17 protein-coding genes are annotated in these 17,722 nt (G+C 51.5%); 12 read left to right on the top strand and 5 right to left on the bottom strand.

Annotation, left to right across the window (positions count from 1 at the left end):
• Nucleotides 1-55 precede the first annotated feature (55 nt).
• A complete protein-coding gene (locus Q0X97_RS04625; RefSeq protein WP_302066373.1) occupies nt 56-1,006 on the bottom strand; it encodes a D-2-hydroxyacid dehydrogenase in 951 nt (316 codons plus the stop codon).
• A 185-nt stretch (nt 1,007-1,191) separates the two neighbouring features.
• On the opposite strand from Q0X97_RS04625, the gene Q0X97_RS04620 reads away from it, so the two are divergent.
• The 3 genes from Q0X97_RS04620 to mnmE all read left to right on the top strand — a co-directional run bounded on the left by Q0X97_RS04620 (nt 1,192) and on the right by mnmE (nt 3,404).
• On the top strand, nt 1,192-1,419 hold the full coding sequence (locus Q0X97_RS04620; RefSeq protein WP_302066374.1) for a DUF2061 domain-containing protein: 228 nt from the start codon (nt 1,192-1,194) through the stop codon (nt 1,417-1,419).
• Between the two features lie 71 nt (nt 1,420-1,490).
• Nucleotides 1,491-1,817, top strand: a complete 327-nt coding sequence (locus Q0X97_RS04615) for an FKBP-type peptidyl-prolyl cis-trans isomerase (RefSeq protein WP_085389955.1) — start codon at nt 1,491-1,493, stop codon at nt 1,815-1,817.
• Nucleotides 1,818-2,036: 219 nt separating this feature from the next.
• Entirely contained in the window at nt 2,037-3,404 is a 1,368-nt protein-coding gene (gene mnmE, locus Q0X97_RS04610; protein WP_302066375.1) for a tRNA uridine-5-carboxymethylaminomethyl(34) synthesis GTPase MnmE, read from the top strand.
• An 83-nt stretch (nt 3,405-3,487) separates the two neighbouring features.
• Here mnmE and Q0X97_RS04605 read toward each other — a convergent pair whose 3' ends face one another.
• Complete coding sequence (locus Q0X97_RS04605; protein ID WP_302066376.1) at nt 3,488-4,348, bottom strand: SDR family oxidoreductase; 861 nt, start codon at nt 4,346-4,348, stop codon at nt 3,488-3,490.
• Nucleotides 4,349-4,434: 86 nt separating this feature from the next.
• Here Q0X97_RS04605 and Q0X97_RS04600 point away from each other — a divergent pair, with 86 nt between their 5' ends.
• From Q0X97_RS04600 to mutS, 5 genes are all read left to right on the top strand, one after another.
• On the top strand, nt 4,435-4,809 hold the full coding sequence (locus Q0X97_RS04600; RefSeq protein ID WP_302066377.1) for a helix-turn-helix domain-containing protein: 375 nt from the start codon (nt 4,435-4,437) through the stop codon (nt 4,807-4,809).
• 155 nt (nt 4,810-4,964) lie between these two features.
• Entirely contained in the window at nt 4,965-5,696 is a 732-nt protein-coding gene (locus tag Q0X97_RS04595; protein WP_302066378.1) for a dienelactone hydrolase family protein, read from the top strand.
• A 134-nt stretch (nt 5,697-5,830) separates the two neighbouring features.
• Nucleotides 5,831-7,225: a glutamate--tRNA ligase gene (gltX, locus tag Q0X97_RS04590; RefSeq protein ID WP_302066379.1), complete on the top strand. Its 1,395-nt coding sequence runs from the start codon at nt 5,831-5,833 to the stop codon at nt 7,223-7,225.
• A 165-nt stretch (nt 7,226-7,390) separates the two neighbouring features.
• Nucleotides 7,391-7,723, top strand: a complete 333-nt coding sequence (locus Q0X97_RS04585; protein WP_302066380.1) for a hypothetical protein — start codon at nt 7,391-7,393, stop codon at nt 7,721-7,723.
• A gap of 133 nt (nt 7,724-7,856) precedes the next feature.
• Nucleotides 7,857-10,436 (top strand): DNA mismatch repair protein MutS, encoded by a 2,580-nt coding sequence (gene mutS, locus Q0X97_RS04580; protein ID WP_302066381.1) that lies wholly within the window; start codon nt 7,857-7,859, stop codon nt 10,434-10,436.
• 99 nt (nt 10,437-10,535) lie between these two features.
• Here the strand turns inward: mutS and argE are convergent, their stop codons facing one another.
• The 3 genes from argE to Q0X97_RS04565 form a co-directional block, all read right to left on the bottom strand.
• Nucleotides 10,536-11,693 carry an acetylornithine deacetylase gene (gene argE, locus Q0X97_RS04575; RefSeq protein ID WP_302066382.1) on the bottom strand — a complete coding sequence of 386 codons (1,158 nt, stop codon included), beginning with the start codon at nt 11,691-11,693 and terminating at the stop codon, nt 10,536-10,538.
• Nucleotides 11,694-12,005: 312 nt separating this feature from the next.
• A complete protein-coding gene (locus tag Q0X97_RS04570) occupies nt 12,006-13,235 on the bottom strand; it encodes a PilT/PilU family type 4a pilus ATPase (RefSeq protein ID WP_302067680.1) in 1,230 nt (409 codons plus the stop codon).
• 36 nt (nt 13,236-13,271) lie between these two features.
• The gene (locus Q0X97_RS04565; RefSeq protein ID WP_302066384.1) at nt 13,272-14,312 is read right to left on the bottom strand and encodes a type IV pilus twitching motility protein PilT; all 1,041 of its coding nucleotides are present in this window, start codon (nt 14,310-14,312) and stop codon (nt 13,272-13,274) included.
• Nucleotides 14,313-14,482: 170 nt separating this feature from the next.
• Between Q0X97_RS04565 and Q0X97_RS04560 the strand changes: the two genes are divergently transcribed.
• The 4 genes from Q0X97_RS04560 to dksA all read left to right on the top strand — a co-directional run bounded on the left by Q0X97_RS04560 (nt 14,483) and on the right by dksA (nt 17,620).
• Nucleotides 14,483-15,175: a YggS family pyridoxal phosphate-dependent enzyme gene (locus tag Q0X97_RS04560; RefSeq protein ID WP_302066385.1), complete on the top strand. Its 693-nt coding sequence runs from the start codon at nt 14,483-14,485 to the stop codon at nt 15,173-15,175.
• 450 nt (nt 15,176-15,625) lie between these two features.
• Complete coding sequence (proC, locus tag Q0X97_RS04555; RefSeq protein WP_302066386.1) at nt 15,626-16,420, top strand: pyrroline-5-carboxylate reductase; 795 nt, start codon at nt 15,626-15,628, stop codon at nt 16,418-16,420.
• A gap of 53 nt (nt 16,421-16,473) precedes the next feature.
• A complete protein-coding gene (locus Q0X97_RS04550; protein ID WP_302066387.1) occupies nt 16,474-16,995 on the top strand; it encodes a YggT family protein in 522 nt (173 codons plus the stop codon).
• Between the two features lie 208 nt (nt 16,996-17,203).
• Nucleotides 17,204-17,620: an RNA polymerase-binding protein DksA gene (gene dksA, locus Q0X97_RS04545; RefSeq protein ID WP_302066388.1), complete on the top strand. Its 417-nt coding sequence runs from the start codon at nt 17,204-17,206 to the stop codon at nt 17,618-17,620.
• Nucleotides 17,621-17,722: the final 102 nt, after the last annotated feature.

The raw sequence follows: 17,722 nt of genomic DNA, 5'->3' as shown, positions 1-17,722 counted from the left end.
GTTTAAGAGGCCGTCTGAAATAATCTTTCAGACGGCCTCTCGGTTTATATCTAATTTATACGATGTTTTGCGGGTTTCCCAAAACAAACCCGTTGATGTTGTCCAGTAAAATATCAAACAGACGGTTATGCGCTTCGGTGCTGCCCCATGCTACGTGCGGGGTAACAATCAGATTGGGCAGCCGCGCTTTCAATAGCGGGTTGCCGTTGCGCGGCGGCTCTTCGGTGAGTACGTCGAAACCCGCACCGCCGAGCCGGCCATATTTCAGCGCGGGCACCAGCGCCTGTTCGTCTACCAAACCGCCGCGGGCGCAGTTTATTAGTACCGCACCGGGTTTCATTTGCTGCAATTCTTCTTCGCCGATCATATCGGCGGTTTCTTCGGTGAGCGGGCAGTTCAGCGAAACCACATCTGCGCTGCGGATGGCCTCGCCGAAGGAAACATAACCTTCGCGCACGGTTGCGGCGTGTTTGTGCTCGCCGAAAATCACATCCATATTGAATGCGCGTGCATAACTCGCCAGAGTTTCGCCGATATTGCCACGACCGAAAATAGCCAGAGTTTTGCCGTTCAAATCGCGAATCGGCGCACCGAAATGGCAGAAAAACGGCGATTTTTCCCATATGCCGGCGGCCATGTCGCGTTGGTAGGCGGGCAGGTTGCGCATTAACGCAATCATCAGCATAAAGGCGTGTTCCGCCACCGATTCATTACCGTATGCGCGGATATTGCGCACGGCGGTTCCGGCTTTTTTAGCGGCGGCAATATCCACATTGTTTACGCCTGTTGCAGTAACGGCGATGAGTTTGAGCTGCGGGTTGGCGGTGATGTGTTCGGCGGAAATCTTCACTTTATTGGTGATGATAATATCCGCATCGCGAATGCGTTCGGCTGTTTCTTCAGGAGCCGTTTTTTCGTATTCAACGGTTTGATGCTCGAAATGGAAAGTGAACGGTCTTTCGGGAAGGGTACCGCGGTCGAGAACAACTACTTTGAGTATCTTCATTATTGTTTCTCTCTATAAGTTTATAAAATCGATAAAAATTGGCTAATAATAGATTAAGAAAATTAAATTTCGTTTATTAATTGAAAATAGTTATCATAACAAAATAATCCGTCAGCCCGATTTTAAACCGATATCCGAAGCAGGCTGCGGAATCTTCAGACGGCCTGTTTGTTTAGGAATATATTATGTTGAAAACCATTACTTTTGCCATTTTACATTTTAGCGTCGCTTTCGGTGTCGCTTACGTTTTAACCGGAAGCATCGGTATTTCCGGTGCGGTGGCATTGATCGAGCCGATGGTAAATACCGTTGTTTTCTATTTCCACGAAAAAGCATGGAACCGCATCGAACGTAAAAGAAACGTTCAAGCCGGGCAAGCCCGCTTTCCGCTGCATCAATGCGTAGGCAACTGAAATACGCATGCCGCCTGCGGTAAATTATGTTAACCTTGCCGCATTTCCAACCTGATAGCGAAGGAATCTGTATGAGCCTGATTATTGAAGACATCGAAACCGGCCACGGTAAAGAAGCGGTAAAAGGCAAAGAAATCACGGTACATTACACCGGTTGGCTTGAAGATGGCACCAAGTTCGATTCCAGCCTCGACCGTCGCCAGCCGCTGACCATCACTTTGGGCGTAGGCCAAGTGATCCAAGGTTGGGACGAAGGTTTCGGCGGTATGAAGGAAGGCGGTAAACGCAAACTCACCATTCCGCCGGAGATGGGTTACGGTGCACACGGTGCAGGCGGCGTGATTCCGCCCAATGCCACGTTGATTTTTGAAGTGGAATTACTGAAAGTCTACGAATAAAACCGGAAGGTCTAAGGCCGTCTGAAAGCGAACTTAGTGAGCTTCGCCAAAACGAGCCAAGCGAGTTTCGCTAAAACATACCGCCCCTGTATCGGCTTTACGGGGGCGTTTTTATATTTTATGCGGAGATTTATCCCACAAGCGCCGTAAAATGATTCAGCTTTCCCGCTATGCTATATAATCAACTCGTTCATTTCTTACATTTTACGGAATTTCCGCATGTCTGCACCCAGCCCCACCATAGCCGCCATTGCCACCGCCCCCGGGCGTGGCGGTGTCGGCGTTGTCCGCATTTCCGGTAAAAACCTGCTGCCGTTGGCGCAACAGATCAGCGGCGGCAAAACGCCCAAACCGCGCGTTGCCCTTTACACCGACTTTTTGGATTCAGACGGCCAACCCATCGACAACGGCCTGCTGCTCTACTTCGCCGCACCCGCCAGCTTTACCGGCGAAGACGTGATCGAACTGCAAGGCCACGGCGGGCCGGTGGTGATGGATATGCTGCTGCAACGCTGCCTGCAACTGGGCGCGCGCATGGCCGAACCGGGCGAATTTACCAAGCGCGCCTTCCTCAACAACAAACTCGATTTGGCGCAAGCCGAAAGCGTGGCCGATTTGATCGACGCTTCCAGCCGTTCCGCCGCGCGCATGGCCGTGCGCTCGCTCAAAGGCGCGTTTTCCCAGCACATTCACGCGCTGGTGGACGAATTGATCACCTTGCGGATGCTGGTGGAAGCCACACTCGATTTTCCCGAAGAAGACATCGATTTTCTCGAAGCCGCCGACGCACGCGGCAAGCTGGCGGAGCTGCAAGGCCGTCTGAAAACCGTGTTGGCCAGTGCCGAACAAGGAGCGATTTTGCGCGAAGGCATGAATGTGGTGCTGGTGGGCGCGCCCAACGTCGGCAAATCCAGCCTGCTCAACGCTTTGGCGGGCGATGACATCGCCATCGTTACCGACATCGCCGGCACCACCCGCGACACCGTGCGCGAACAAATTACCTTAGACGGCGTGCCCGTTCACATCATCGACACCGCCGGCTTGCGCGAAACCGATGACGTGGTGGAAAAAATCGGTATCGAACGCAGCCATAAAGCCGTAAAAGAGGCCGATGTCGCCCTGATTCTGATTGACCCGCGCGAAGGCATCAACGCCAAAACCCAAACCATTCTCGACAGCCTGCCCGACACCCTCAAGCGCATTGAAATCCACAACAAAACCGACCTCACCGGCGAATCGGCAGGCATGTTTACAAACGGCCTCGATACGCAAAGCGGTGCCGATACCTTAATCAAACTTTCCGCCAAAACAGGCGAAGGCTTGGATTTATTGAAACAGGCCCTGTTGCAGGAAATCGGCTGGCAAGGCGAAAGCGAAAGCCTGTTCCTCGCCCGCAGCCGCCACCTCACTGCGCTGCATGCCGCCGAAGCCGAATTGGAAAACGCCGCCCTGTGCGGCAACAACCAAATCGAGCTACTGGCCGAACACCTGCGGCTGGCTCAAACCGCCTGTAACGAAATCACCGGAGAATTTACGGCGGACGATTTATTGGGCGTGATTTTTTCGAGATTTTGTATCGGTAAGTAAACCACACAAATAAGGCCGTCTGAAAACTTGTTTTCAGACGGCCTTATTCACATCAACGTTCAAGCTGAAAGCCATTTGCTTAACTACATACCGATTTCTCCCAGCCATTGCTGAACCGTACGTGGGTTAATGCCGAGAGTTTGCTGTGCGCTGGTTTTCTTATGAATAACGTTCGCTTTTTCTTGTGCCAAAATTTCATATAATGTTCTTACACCGATAGCGGCATTTTCACCGATTATCGGCGCAATCAAATGACCGAATTCAGATGGTTTCAAACTTTCGAATTTAATCGGACAACCGAAATAATCGGCAAATTTTTCTGCAAGTTGCGGACCGGTCAGCCCCGGTATTTGGCCGACACCGACAATACCTTCTATTGTGTTGTCAAATAGCAAACGTTCGGCTACGTTGGCAACGTCTAAATGGGAACACCACGAAACCGGATAATCTTCCCGCAACGGATAGCGCAATATTTTTTCCGTTTTCAGCGGTTCCCAAATAACCGGAAGCAAAAGGTTTTCAAGATAAAGGCGAGTAGCGATTACGGCCATCGAAACTTGGCTGGCTTTTACTTCACGGACCAGTGTTGCAACGGCGCTTTCTTCCGGCAGTTGCAGAAGTGTGTCCGGTTCATCTATCACACCGCCGCTGGTGGAAATGACTACGCGTTCAGGTTGGGCAATTGAAATTGCTTTTGCAATATTGTGCGCATAGTTTAAGCGTTCTTTCTCACTGGCTAAAGGCAGGTGGATAAATACTCCTTCTGCGCCGCGGTATGCTTCAACCAGTGAATCGACCGAAGCATTATCCAAGGCTACGGCTTCGGTTTGTTTTACCGAAGAAATATTACGGACCGCTGCAACCGCCTGTTTGCCGGAGCGTAGCAAACGCGCCAATAACGGCGCACCTTGAGCGCCGGTAGCGCCGTGAACAATAATGGCCATTGTAAATTCCTTTATAAAATAAACTTATCCGTGCTTTTATGATATGTTACGATGGTTCGGTTACGTCAAATGCACTATTGAAAAAAATGGTACGGCAACGCAAAAAAATTCCCTCTTGTGGCGTAGATCGCTTTTTGATGCTGTTGGATGGGCCGTGGGCCACCTTGATTGTGCGCGAACTGCTTGAAGGCCCTCTCCGTTTCAATGATTTACGGGAAGCTCTACCCGGTATCAGTGCTCATACGCTAAGCCATCGGTTAAAGCAGTTCGAACGATATGGAATCGTTACCCGAACGGTATTTGCCGAAACACCCCCGCGCGTTGTTTATGCGCTTACACCGTTGGGTGAAGCGCTGCGTGATGTGTTGGCGGCTATGCGCCGTTGGGGAGATACAGTGCCCGATGCAGTTTTCGCAGAGGAACCGTTGTCTATCCATAGGCGTTCATCCGATTTTACTTAAGCATATATATCGAAGAAATTTGCCATAATCATTGGCCGTCTGAAAACAAATAAAGTTTTCAGACGGCCTTTTCCGGCGATACCGGCACCTTGTATATAAATGCTTGTTCCATTAAGCTAAAGGCCGTCTGAAACCGTTAAATAGAGGATTAAACCATGTCTTTTACCACCCGCACCGTAAATTACACCACTGCCGACGGCTTGAATCTGCAAGGCTATTTGTGCTTGCCCGAACCGGCCGTTAACGACCTTTCTGGCGTGTTGGTTGCTCCCGAATGGTGGGGCATGAGCGATCACGCCAAACAAGCGGCGGAAAAACTTGCTTCCGAAGGCTATGCCGCGATGGTAATGGATTTATACGGAGAAGGCCGGCTTACCGACGAAGCCGCCCAAGCCAATGAATGGATGACCGGCGTATTGTCCGATCCGGCTATTTTGGCCGAACGCACCAAACTGGCTTTCCATACTCTGGCGGCACAGCCTGAAGTGAATCCGCACAGTATCGGAGCAATCGGTTTCTGTTTCGGCGGCAAAGTGGTGCTCGATATGGCGCGCCGCGGCGAAGATTTGAAAGCCGTTACCAGCTTCCACGGCATTCTCGCGCCGGTTGTTCCCGCTCTGGAAGGTATTGTTAAGGGTGAGATTCTGGTTGAACATGCGGGCAAAGACGTGATGGTTTCGATGGATGACGTGGCCGCATTCGAGCAGGAAATGAAAGCCGCCAAAGTGCATTACCATGTGGATGTTTTTCCTGATGCCAAACACGGTTTTACCAACCCGCAGGCGACCCGCAACGGCGAGAAAAATGGCGTGGATTTGGCTTATGATGAAACCGCAGCGGCAGCGGCATGGCAAAATATGCTGAATTTGTTGGAACGGGTGTTGTAACCGGCAGGATCGGATTTATACGAATAAAAGGCCGTCTGAAATTTGGTTTCAGACGGCCTCTTCCACCTGCAAAGTAGCATAATTCTCCACCCCTCTATACAATAACGCCTTTCCCTATTACCGGAGCCGAAACCATGACTGTCCGTACCCGTTTTGCCCCCAGCCCCACCGGTTATCTGCATATCGGCGGCGTGCGCACCGCCCTGTTTTCATGGGCATTCGCCAGAAAACACAAAGGCGAATTTTTGTTGCGTATCGAAGACACTGATTTGGAGCGTTCTACCGCCGAATCGGTCAATATCATTCTCGACGGCATGAATTGGGTCGGCCTGCACTACGACAATGCCGACAATGTGGTTTATCAAACCCGCCGTTTCGACCGCTACAAAGAAGTGATTGCCGAGCTGCTCGAAAAAGGCCACGCCTACCATTGCTATTGCAGCAAAGAAGAGCTGGAAGCCATGCGTGAAAAAGCTGAAAAAGAAGGCACGGCCACTTACGACCGCCGCTGGCGGCCCGAAGCCGGCAAAACCCTGCCGCCCGTACCCGAAGGCGTTGAACCGGTGGTGCGTTTCAAAACCCCGATTGACGGCACGACCACATGGAACGATTTGGTCAAAGGCGAAATCAGCATTCCCAACGAAGCCTTGGACGACTTAATCATCGCCCGCGCCGACGGCACGCCCACTTATAATTTCTGCGTGGTGGTGGACGATTACGATATGGGCGTTACCCACGTCATCCGCGGCGACGATCATGTGAACAATACGCCCAAGCAAATCAATATTTTAAAAGCAATGGGCGCCACCCTGCCCGAATACGCGCATTTGCCGATGATTTTGAACGAACAGGGCAAGAAAATCTCCAAGCGCAGCGGCGATACCGTGGCGATTACCGATTTCGGCGCGATGGGTATCCTGCCCGAAGCCATGCTGAACTATCTCGCCCGTTTGGGTTGGGCGCACGGAGACGACGAATTCTTTACCATGAAGCAATTTGTCGAATGGTTTGATTTGAAAGACGTTTCCCCGTCGCCCAGCCGCATGGATTTGAAAAAGCTCTACTGGATTAACGGTGAACACATCAAAATCACACCCAATGAAAAATTGGCCGAACTGGTTAAACCCCGTTTGCAAGTGCGCGATATTCATGAAACCGACAAACCCGCATTGGAAGATGTGCTCGAATTGGTAAAAGAACGCGCCCAAGACCTCAACCAGCTTGCCGACGAATGCGTTTATTTCTACCAAAAAGGCACGCCCGCCGAAGCCGATGTGCAAAAACATTGGGACGAAGACGCACCCGAGCGCATGTTGCGTTTCGCCGAAAAACTCGAAGGTTTGAGCGATTGGAATGCCGAAGCCATCCACGATTTGTTCAAACCTTTCTGTGAAGCCGAAGGCATCAAAATGGGCAAACTCGGCATGCCGCTGCGTTTGGCCGTGTGCGGCACCGCCAAAACCCCGAGCGTGGATGCGGTGTTGGCATTAATCGGTAAAGAAGAAGTGTTGACACGGATTCGCAGCTAATCCGGTATATTCGGGTAAAAGGCCGTCTGAAACAATCTTTCAGACGGCCTTTTAAACTTAGCATTAACCGTTTTTTAAGCAATTTGTATGATGGCTTATGCATTTTTTTATTATAATCAATACATAGCCAACCGTTATTAAATGAAACTTTTAGGACAAACAACCATGAAAAAAAGCCTGTTACTTACTTTGCTGATGGCATCTGCCGGCGCATTCGCCGACACCGACGCACGTATCGCCGCATTGGAATCCCGCATCACTTATCTGGAAAAACGCTTGGAATTGCTGGAAAAACAGAATAAGCAGAGTATCGTTATCGAACACCGTAGAACAAGAAATCCCGTGTATGTGTGCAGTATTTCGGTATTCGGCAAAACTTATGAAGCCACCGATTACAACGAAGGCTTGGCGCGCATCGCTTCCCGTAGAGCCTGTACAAAAGAGCAAGACGGTTTCTTCTGTAGAGATGAGAGTGTGAGTTGCAAAAAGTTTGACTAAAACATCTGCCCGAAGCAGGCAAATGGTTGGCTGTATGCTCTTGAGGCCGTCTGAAACTTTTTAGACGGCCTCAACCCTTCCTCCGTTTGCTACAATACGCATCTTCAAGATTCACACCACAAGGCCGTCTGAAATGACCAAACCTGCCGTTTCCCCGATGATGCAGCAATATCTCGACATCAAAGCGCACCACACCGACAAGCTGGTGTTTTACCGCATGGGCGACTTTTACGAGCTGTTTCTCGACGACGCAGTGGAAGCGGCCAAGCTGCTCGACATTACGCTGACCACGCGCGGGCAGATGAACGGCGAGCCGATCAAGATGGCGGGCGTGCCGTTTCATGCCGCCGAGCAATATCTGGCGCGGCTGGTGAAAATGGGTAAAAGCGTGGCGATTTGCGAGCAGACCGGCGAAGTGGGCGCAGGCAAAGGGCCGGTGGAGCGCAAAGTGGTGCGCATCGTTACCCCCGGCACGCTCACCGACAGCGCGTTTCTCGAAGACAAAGAAACCAACCGTATCGTGGCCGTATGTGCCGACAAAAAGCACATCGGCTTGGCGTGGGCATCGCTGCAAAGCGGCGAATTCAAAGTCAAACTCACCACCGCCGACAAACTGACCGACGAACTTGCCCGCTTGCAGGCCGCCGAAATTCTGCTGCCCGACGGCAAAAACGCACCGCCGCTTCAGGCGGCCAATATCACGCGGCTGAACCATTGGCAGTTTGCCGCCGATACCGCCGCCAAGTTGCTGACCGATTATTTCGGCAGCCAAGATTTGCTCGGTTTCGGCTTGAATTTGGACGACCATGCCGCCGCCATCGGTGCCGCCGGCGCGCTGCTCAACTATATCCGCCTTACCCAAAACCACTTGCCGCAGCATCTCGACGGCCTCTCGCTTGAAACCGAAAACCAATATATCGGTATGGATGCCGCCACCCGCCGTAATCTGGAAATCACCCAAACGCTCACCGGCAAAAAATCGCCGACGCTGTTTTCCGTGCTCGACGATTGCGCCACCCATATGGGCAGCCGCCTGCTGGCTCTGTGGCTGCACCATCCGTTGCGCCACCGCGCCCATATTCAGGCGCGGCAGCAGGCGGTGTTGGAACTGCAAAACCATTATGCAGACCTGCAAGGCCGTCTGAAAAACATTGCCGACATCGAACGCATTGCCGCCCGCATCGCCGTGGGCAACGCCCGCCCGCGCGATTTGGCCGCATTGCGCGACAGCCTGTTTGTTTTGGCCGAAACCGAACTGCCCGCCGGCGGCAGCAGTTTGCTGCAAACCCTGCAAAACGTATTCCCCGAAACCCTGCCGATTGCCGAAAAACTGCAAGCCGCGATTCTGCCCGAACCCTCGGTTTGGCTGCGCGACGGCGGCGTGATCAACGAAGGTTTCCACGCCGGATTGGACGAATTGCGCCATATCCAAAACCACGGCGACGAATTTTTGCTCGCCCTCGAAGCCCGCGAACGCGAGCGCACCGGCTTGTCCACCTTAAAAGTAGAGTTCAACCGCGTGCACGGTTTTTATATCGAACTTTCCAAAGTACAGGCCGAACAAGCTCCGGCCGATTACCAACGCCGCCAAACGCTGAAAAACGCCGAGCGATTCATCACGCCCGAACTCAAAACCTTTGAAGACAAAGTGTTGACCGCGCAAGAACAGGCACTGGCGTTGGAAAAACAACTTTACGAAACCCTGCTGAAAGAACTTCAGACGGCCTTACCGCAGCTTCAAAAAGCCGCCAAAGCCGCCGCCTCGCTGGACGTATTGTCCACCTTCGCCAAGCACGCCGAAGAGCGCGGTTACGTTTGCCCCGAATTTGCCGATTACCCCTTAATCGAAATCGACAACGGCCGCCATCCCGTCGTCGAGCAACAAGTGCGCCACTTCACCGCCAACCACACCGCCCTCGACCACAAACACCGCCTGATGCTGCTCACCGGCCCCAATATGGGCGGTAAATCCACCTACATGCGCCAAGTGGCCTTGATTGTGCTGCTGGCACACACCGGCGCGTTCGTGCCTGCCGACGCAGCCAAAATCGGCACAATCGACCAGATTTTCACCCGCATCGGTGCGTCCGACGACTTGGCCGGCAACCGCTCGACCTTCATGGTGGAAATGAGCGAAACCGCCTACATTCTGCACCACGCCACCGAACAATCGCTGGTGTTGATGGACGAAGTCGGCCGCGGCACCTCCACCTTCGACGGCCTCGCCCTCGCGCAAGCCATTGCTGAACATCTGATTCAGAAAAACAAATCGTTCAGCCTGTTTGCCACCCATTATTTCGAGCTGACCCGCCTGCCCGAAGCCCATGCCACCGCCGTCAATATGCACTTGTCGGCATTGGAAGAAGGGCAGGACATCGTATTCCTGCACCACATCGAACCCGGCCCCGCCAGCAAAAGCTACGGTATCGCCGTCGCCAAACTCGCCGGCCTGCCCGCCCGCGCGTTGAAATCCGCCCACAAGCATTTAAACGAACTCGAAGCCCAAGCCGCCGCCAACCGCCCGCAGATGGATATTTTCAATATGATGCCGTCTGAAAACGAAGATACGGCATGGGAGGAAAACGAAACCAAATCGGAATCCGCTCCCAATCCCGCGTTAGAAGCACTCAAAGCCGTCAACCCCGACGAACTCTCGCCGCGCGAGGCTTTGGAATGGGTGTATAAATTGAAGGGGTTATCAGAAGAATCTTAGTTTTTGAAGAACAGACCTTTTCTGAAGAAGGCCGTCTGAACATTATGTTCAGACGGCCTATTGATATGTTGCAGGGGCTTTAGCTGTTTTTCGACCGCTTTAACGGCTTTGGGCGGCAATCATTTTGCTCAGGAATGCATCGCAACGGGCCAATTGGTCCAACTCGATAAATTCGTTCGGACGGTGTGCCTGCTCGATATTGCCCGGCCCGCAGATAACCGTATGGATACCGGCTTGCTTGAATTGGCCGCCTTCCGTGGCATAGGCCACTTTCTGTCGGGTTTTTTCGTCCACCAGAGCGGATACCAATTCATACAGTGCCCGCGCATCACCTTCCGGCATGGCCGGCACCGCGCCGTGATGCCGCAGCTCGATATGGCAGGCAGGGTCTACGGTTTGCATTTGCGGCTCCAGTACGTTGCGGATATAGGCTTCGATCGGTTCGATAACGGCGGCGGCATCCATGTGCGGCAGGTTGCGGTAGTCGAAAGAAAATTCGCACAACTGCGGCACGATATTGACTGCGGTGCCGCCGTGTATGGTGTTCACGCCCAATGTGGAAAACGGCACGTCGAAAGCCTCGTCTTGCTCGTAATCTTCTTTCAGACGGCCTGCCAGATCGTTGATAAACACAATCAGGCGGGCGGCATACTCAATCGAATTCACACCTTGCGGGGTCAGCGAAGAATGCACGGCTTTGCCGTGTACGCGGCAACTGAAGTAATGGTGCCCTTTGTGTGCCACCACCATTTTCATCGAAGTCGGTTCGCCGACAATGCAGTGCTCCGGTGTCAGCCCCCGCCGTTGTAATTCTTCAATCATCACCGGCGCGCCGAGGCAGCCGACTTCTTCGTCATACGATAAAGCGATGTGTAGCGGGCGGTTCAGGAGGGCGGCTTTCATTTGCGGCACTGCGGCCAGCACCGAGGCGATAAAACCTTTCATGTCGGCCGCACCGCGTCCATACAGTTTGCCGTCGCGCACTTCCGCCTGAAAAGGGTTGGAATGCCATTGCTGGCCGTCTACCGGCACAACGTCGGTGTGGCCCGAAAAAATCAAACCGCCGTCGGTGCGGCCGTCTGAAGCGGGTATGGTAACGAATAAATTGGCTTTGCTGCGGTCGGCGTTGTGGGCCAACCAAGGTTGCAGACCTTGTCCTTCCAAGAAACCGGCCACTTCGTGAATCAACGAAAGGTTGGAATGGCGGCTGGTGGTGTCGTGGGAGATCAAACGGGTAAGCCAGTTTAGTGTATTCATGATGTCAGCCTTTATTGATAATGACTTAAATTATACCGATTTTACGGAAAAGCAAAGCTGCCATTCTGCGCCTGATATGATTTTTCTCAAACTGCGCGAAAGGAGCCGCTTATATTTTTGCCGAGCAAATATTGAATTATTCGGTAGTCATGGGCCGATCAAACCGTTGCCGTGCCGTTTACCGTGCTTGCGGCCTGCCGTTTTGTGTGAACCATTGGTTTTTACTGCCGTATTCCGATACGGCCGGTTACGATAAGGCCGTCTGAAACAAATTTTTCAGACGGCCTTGATTGTTTACGGCAGGAAGTGGTTTTACATCAGGTTTAAATCGCTGATACGGTCGTACAGTTTTTCCGGGCTGTCGCCTTCTTCATGCAATTGGATGCGCAAGCGCAAGTCGTTGGGAGAATCTGCTTGGCGCAAAGCCTCGTCGTATTCGACTTGGCCTTTGAGATAGAGGTCGAACAGGTTTTGGTCGAACGTCTGCATGCCTTCCACGGTGGAGCGTACCATCAAGTCTTTGATTTCCATCAGCTCGCCTTTGAAAATCGTATCCTGCATGGCAGGGGTGTTCAGCAGCAAATCGATGATGGCGGTGCGTTGGCTGCGGCCTTTTTTGATGATCAAACGTTGGCCGATAATGCCGATCAGATTCAAAGCCAAGTCCATCAATACTTGATGTTGGCGTTCTTCGGGATAGAAGTTGATGATACGTTCGATGGCTTGCGAGGCATTGTTGGCATGGATGGTAAACACGCACAAGTGGCCGGTTTGCGCCAGTTGCAGCGCGTATTCCATACTGTGTTCGCTGCGTACCTCACCGATACATACGACATCCGGCGCTTGGCGCATGGCGCTTTGCACGGCTATTTTCCAGTCTGGGGTGTCGATACCGACTTCGCGTTGGGTAATGATGCAGCGGCGCGGTTTGTAAAGGTATTCGATCGGGTCTTCGATGGTAACGATGTGGCCGGGAACTTTTTGGTTGCGGTAGTCGACCATGGCGGCCATCGAAGTGGATTTACCCGAACCGGTAGGGCCGGCAAGAATCAGCAGGCCGCGGGGGGTTAGGGCGAGATCCTTGAGCTTGGACGGCAGGGCAAGTTCTTCTATGCTCGGAATATTTTGGTTGATGCGGCGCAACACCAAACCGACGCGGCCTTGCTCGTGGTAGGCATTCACACGGTAGCGGGTGTTTGAACGCGACTGCACCGAGTAGTTGAGTTCCAGATCACGGTTGAATGCCTCAAGCTGGCTCTCGTTCATGGTCGATTGCACGATGGCGGCCGTATCCGCCCCCGAAAGCGCTTTGTGCGGCATCGGGGTCAATACGCCGTTTACCTTCATGGCAGGCGGGAAACCGGCACTGATGAAGATGTCGGATGCTTTGCGTTGCTCGGCATCGGCGCACATGCGGTCGAGAATGGGATGCAGATGGGTGCCGATTTCGGCGGGCGTGGGAATATGCGGCGGTTGGTTTTTTTGCGAATATGCCTGAACCATTTCCGTCAACAGATTATGCAGTTGGTTTGAATCGCTCATGTCGTTTTCTCGTCATCGAGTAATGTGTAGGAAAAATTAGATAATCATATCGCTGTTATGCGCTTTGCTACGTGCCGTTTCAGGAGAAATAACGCCTTGGCGCACGAGGTTTTGCAAAGCTTGGTCGAGGGTCTGCATGCCGTGGGCTTGGCCGGTTTGCAGCGCCGAATTGATTTGGGCGATTTTGTTTTCACGGATCAAGTTACGCACGGCGGCGGTGGATACCAAGATTTCATGTGCGGCCACACGGCTGTTGCCGTCGCGGGTTTTCAGCAGGGTTTGCGAAATAACGGCGCGCAAGGATTCGGAAAGCATGGAACGTACCATTTCTTTTTCGCCGGCAGGGAAAACGTCGACGATACGGTCGATGGTTTTGGCCGCACCGGTGGTATGCAGCGTACCGAATACCAAGTGGCCGGTTTCTGCGGCGGTAAGGGCCAAACCGATGGTTTCGGGGTCGCGCATCTCACCCACCAGAATCACGTCGGGGTCTTCACGGAGGGCCGATTTCAAAGCATTGGCGAAGCTGTGTGTGTGTTGGTGTAGTTCGCGTTGGTTGATCAGGGCTTTTTTACTTTCATGCACAAACTCGATCGGGTCTTCGATGGTTAGGATGTGTGCAGGCTGGGTGTCGTTGATGTAGTTGATCATGGCTGCCAGCGTGGTGGATTTACCCGAACCGGTAGGGCCGGTTACCAATACCAAGCCGCGCGGGTTGTCGGCGATTTTTTGGAAAATACGCGGCGCTTTCAAGTCTTCCAGAGTCAATACGTTGCTGGGAATGGTACGGAACACCGCTGCGGGGCCGCGGTTGGTGGTAAATGCGTTCACACGGAAACGGGCTACGTTGGGCAGCTCGAAAGAAAAGTCCACTTCCAGATTTTGCTGGTACACTTTGCGTTGATAGTCGTTCATAACCGACGTAATCATATTGCCGACTTCTTCGCTGCTCATTTCCGGCAGGTTGATGCGGCGAACATCGCCGTGTACGCGGATCATCGGTGGCAGATCGGAACTCAAGTGAAGGTCGGAAGCTTTGTTTTTTACGCCGAAAGCGAGTAAGTCGGTAATTTGCATAATGTGGCCTTGATTTTTTAAGTTAAAATTTAAATAACCTGTTTAAGGTAAAAATAATGACGATTTAATCGGTATAGCTCGTTATTTTAAATAGGTATAGCCTGTTAAACCAAGTAAAAATTTAATTATTTTTGCTAACAAGCCAAAAACGGCACAATACGGAAACAATCATGACAAGCCTGCAACACAATTACCAAGCTGTATTGTCTGAAATAGCCCGAACCGAAGCCGCCGCACACCGCAAACCGGGCGGCACTAAACTCGTGGCGGTCAGTAAAACTTTCCCCGCAAGCGATATCCGCGAAGTGTATGCCGCAGGGTGCCGCGATTTCGGTGAAAACTATATTCAGGAATGGTATGAAAAAACCCGAGAGCTGGCCGATTTGCCCGATATCGTTTGGCATGTTATCGGCGATATCCAGTCGAACAAAACCAAATATGTAGCCGAACGGGCGCATTGGGTGCATACCGTAGGCCGTCTGAAAACCGCACAGCGTTTAAGTACCCAAAGGCCGTCTGAAATGCCGCCTTTGCAAGTGTGCATCGAGGTCAATATTGCCGCCGAACCGAACAAACACGGTGTTGCGCCCGAAGAAGCCGTTGCGCTGGCCGTCGAAGTGGCGAAGCTGGCAAATATACAAGTGCGCGGCTTGATGTGCGTAGCCAAGGCCGGCAGCAGCGCTGAAGAATTGCGGCGGCAGTTCGGCAGAATGCGGCAGCTTTTGACCGATTTGAACAATGCAGGTATTGCGGCGGATGTATTGTCGATAGGGATGTCCGCCGATATGGAGATTGCCGTTGAATGTGGCGCGACACATGTGCGGGTAGGCAGCGCGATTTTCGGCCGGCGCGATTACCGTTGAGAAACCAGAGGCCGTCTGAAACCATAACAAACAACGTTTTAAGAAATCCTAACGCCAGCGGGCGAAGTATCGGCTTGGCAGGCGTACTATTCGCGAACAGGATGTTTTCAGACGGCCACAGGGGAAATACTTGCAAAATGCGCGCCGTTGTTTGCTCGTAGGCATTTCGGTCTGATTCGGCAAAACGGTCAAACCGTCAAAATAAAGGCTAAGGCAAATCAGCGTTTCAAATATTGGAAAACAGTTTCAGAAAACAAGGCCGTCTGAAAATCCGTTTGAAAGTAGGGAAAAGTAATTCGCGCGGGTCGTTTTTGGCAGTCGGTGGGTTTTAAGCAGATAGGCAAAAACTTGATTCATTTGGAATGCGGCTCCCATACGGCTTACCGTATCGAGAAAATTATTGATTAAAGATTTCAGACGGCCTGAAATCAGTCATATAGAAAGAAAACCATGAATATCTACTTTTTAGGCGGCGGCAATATGGCGGCGGCAATTGCGGGCGGGTTGGTTAAAGAGAGCGGCTATCATGTCCATATCGCCAACCGCGGTGCGGAAAAGCGCGAACGGCTGGAGCGGGAATTAGGTGTCGCCGTATCGGAAAAACTGCCTGAATTAAACGCAGATGATGTATTGATACTGGCGGTCAAACCCCAAGACATGCAGGCTGCGTGCGCCGATGTGCAAACCAATGGTGCGCTGGTGTTATCGGTGGCAGCCGGTTTGAGCGTGGATACTTTAAGCCGTTATTTGAACGGTACGCGCCGAATCATCAGGGTGATGCCCAACACTCCCGGCCGTATCGGTTTGGGCGTATCAGGCATGTTTGCCGCAGAAGGGGTGAGTGAAGAGGATAAACAAATTGCTGCAAGAATCATGAGTGCAACGGGTCAGGTTGTATGGCTTGATGAAGAAGACAGAATACATGCCGTTACCGGAATCAGCGGCAGCGGCCCCGCCTATGTGTTTTATCTGTTAAACGCCTTGAAAGAGGCGGCAGTGCAACAAGGGTTCCAACCCGACGAAGCACACAGATTGAGCTTGGCTGTTTTTAAAGGCGCGGTGGCGTTGGCCGAACAAACCGGAGAAGATTTTGAATTGCTGCAACAAAATGTTACTTCCAAAGGCGGTACCACACATGAAGCCATAGAAACCTTCAAAGCACGCCGAGTTGCCGAAGCCATCGAGGCAGGTGTGCAGGCATGTGTAGCCCGTTCGCAAGAAATAGAAAAACAATTCCGGTTATAGACAGGGCCGTCTGAAAAATGTTACCTAAAATACTGATATTACTTGCCGATAGTATGGCAATCGTATGCCTGTCGCGTTGTTTGCTGCAATGGGCAAAGCTCGATTTCAGACACCCGTTGGCGCAGTTCTGCATGCAAATCACAGATTGGCTGGTAAAGCCCTTACGAAAAGCCGCTCCGCCGCTCGGATACTGGGATACCGCTTGTATATTGGCGTGCATAATATTGTATTACTCGGTATTTACAATTTTGTCATTACTAGCTTTGCCCGAAAGTTTCGGCATCAAAGTCATTGCCGCCAATTTGTTTTTCACCGTATTGCATCTGCTTAAGGCTGCCGCTTACGTGCTGTTTATGGGATTACTGTTGCGTATGATATTGAGTTTTAACAATCCTTATTCTTCTCTGCAAGTATCTTTGCATAAAATTTTTGAACCATTATCCAGACCGTTTGTCTTCTTACAATTCAGACGCTATAACTTTTCAGGTAGCGTGTTGGTATTAATACTGTGGATCTGGTTGAGTGTAATCTTGCCACAGTTGATTGCTAAGTTGAATTTATGGCTGTTAAACTGATTTATCAACGAATTAAAGAAATTAACAGGCCGTCTGAAAACGAAAGTGTCAGATGAAATCATTCGTAACATAACGGTGCATTGAAATTCATGTTATGATGCCGCTCGCCTAAAAATATTAATTAATTTGTCGAAAAATCAACAATAAGCCGATGATGGTAGACTTTATATTTAAAGTCTTTATACTAACTGGGAAAGAAAGAACGACTATGGCAAAGCTGACAGAACAAGATATCCTCAACTGGAATGGTCCAGAAGAAGATTACATGAATGCAGATCAACTGGCCTTTTTCCGAGAATTGTTGGTAAAGCTGCAAGACGAGCTGATTGAGAACGCCACCACCACTACAGGCCATCTGAAAGAACACGAATCTGCTCCCGATCCTGCCGACCGAGCCACTCAAGAAGAAGAATATGCCCTTGAATTGCGTACTCGGGACCGCGAGCGCAAACTGTTGAACAAAATACAAGCATCTATACGTAAAATAGATGAAGGTGACTACGGATTCTGCACAGATACCGGTGAACCCATCGGTCTCAAGCGTTTGCTGGCACGTCCTACGGCCACTTTATCCGTAGAGGCTCAAGAGCGACGCGAGCAGCTAAAAAAACAATTTGCAGATTAAAAAAGCAAACAAAAAATTAATTTGCACTAACGGTAAAAATAAAGCCGCCTGTTATATTCAGGCGGCTTTATTTCATTTTGTTTTCCCTAGATTAAATCGGCG

The sequence above is a fragment of the Neisseria sp. MVDL19-042950 genome (genome assembly GCF_030504625.1).
GTDB lineage: Bacteria > Pseudomonadota > Gammaproteobacteria > Burkholderiales > Neisseriaceae > Neisseria.
Note: the sequence above shows the minus strand (reverse complement) of the source record. Positions and strands in the feature narration are given on the sequence as shown.

Coding starts and splice junctions, on each gene's coding strand:
- Q0X97_RS04550 (WP_302066387.1), top strand. CDS start 16,474: ATGGCAATCGTATGCCTGTCGCGTTGTTTGCTGCAATGGGCAAAGCTC.
- Q0X97_RS04570 (WP_302067680.1), bottom strand. CDS start 13,235: ATGAGCGATTCAAACCAACTGCATAATCTGTTGACGGAAATGGTTCAG.
- mutS (WP_302066381.1), top strand. CDS start 7,857: ATGACCAAACCTGCCGTTTCCCCGATGATGCAGCAATATCTCGACATC.
- mnmE (WP_302066375.1), top strand. CDS start 2,037: ATGTCTGCACCCAGCCCCACCATAGCCGCCATTGCCACCGCCCCCGGG.
- Q0X97_RS04560 (WP_302066385.1), top strand. CDS start 14,483: ATGACAAGCCTGCAACACAATTACCAAGCTGTATTGTCTGAAATAGCC.
- dksA (WP_302066388.1), top strand. CDS start 17,204: ATGGCAAAGCTGACAGAACAAGATATCCTCAACTGGAATGGTCCAGAA.
- Q0X97_RS04595 (WP_302066378.1), top strand. CDS start 4,965: ATGTCTTTTACCACCCGCACCGTAAATTACACCACTGCCGACGGCTTG.
- Q0X97_RS04605 (WP_302066376.1), bottom strand. CDS start 4,348: ATGGCCATTATTGTTCACGGCGCTACCGGCGCTCAAGGTGCGCCGTTA.
- Q0X97_RS04600 (WP_302066377.1), top strand. CDS start 4,435: ATGGTACGGCAACGCAAAAAAATTCCCTCTTGTGGCGTAGATCGCTTT.
- gltX (WP_302066379.1), top strand. CDS start 5,831: ATGACTGTCCGTACCCGTTTTGCCCCCAGCCCCACCGGTTATCTGCAT.
- Q0X97_RS04565 (WP_302066384.1), bottom strand. CDS start 14,312: ATGCAAATTACCGACTTACTCGCTTTCGGCGTAAAAAACAAAGCTTCC.
- Q0X97_RS04585 (WP_302066380.1), top strand. CDS start 7,391: ATGAAAAAAAGCCTGTTACTTACTTTGCTGATGGCATCTGCCGGCGCA.
- Q0X97_RS04625 (WP_302066373.1), bottom strand. CDS start 1,006: ATGAAGATACTCAAAGTAGTTGTTCTCGACCGCGGTACCCTTCCCGAA.
- Q0X97_RS04620 (WP_302066374.1), top strand. CDS start 1,192: ATGTTGAAAACCATTACTTTTGCCATTTTACATTTTAGCGTCGCTTTC.
- argE (WP_302066382.1), bottom strand. CDS start 11,693: ATGAATACACTAAACTGGCTTACCCGTTTGATCTCCCACGACACCACC.
- proC (WP_302066386.1), top strand. CDS start 15,626: ATGAATATCTACTTTTTAGGCGGCGGCAATATGGCGGCGGCAATTGCG.
- Q0X97_RS04615 (WP_085389955.1), top strand. CDS start 1,491: ATGAGCCTGATTATTGAAGACATCGAAACCGGCCACGGTAAAGAAGCG.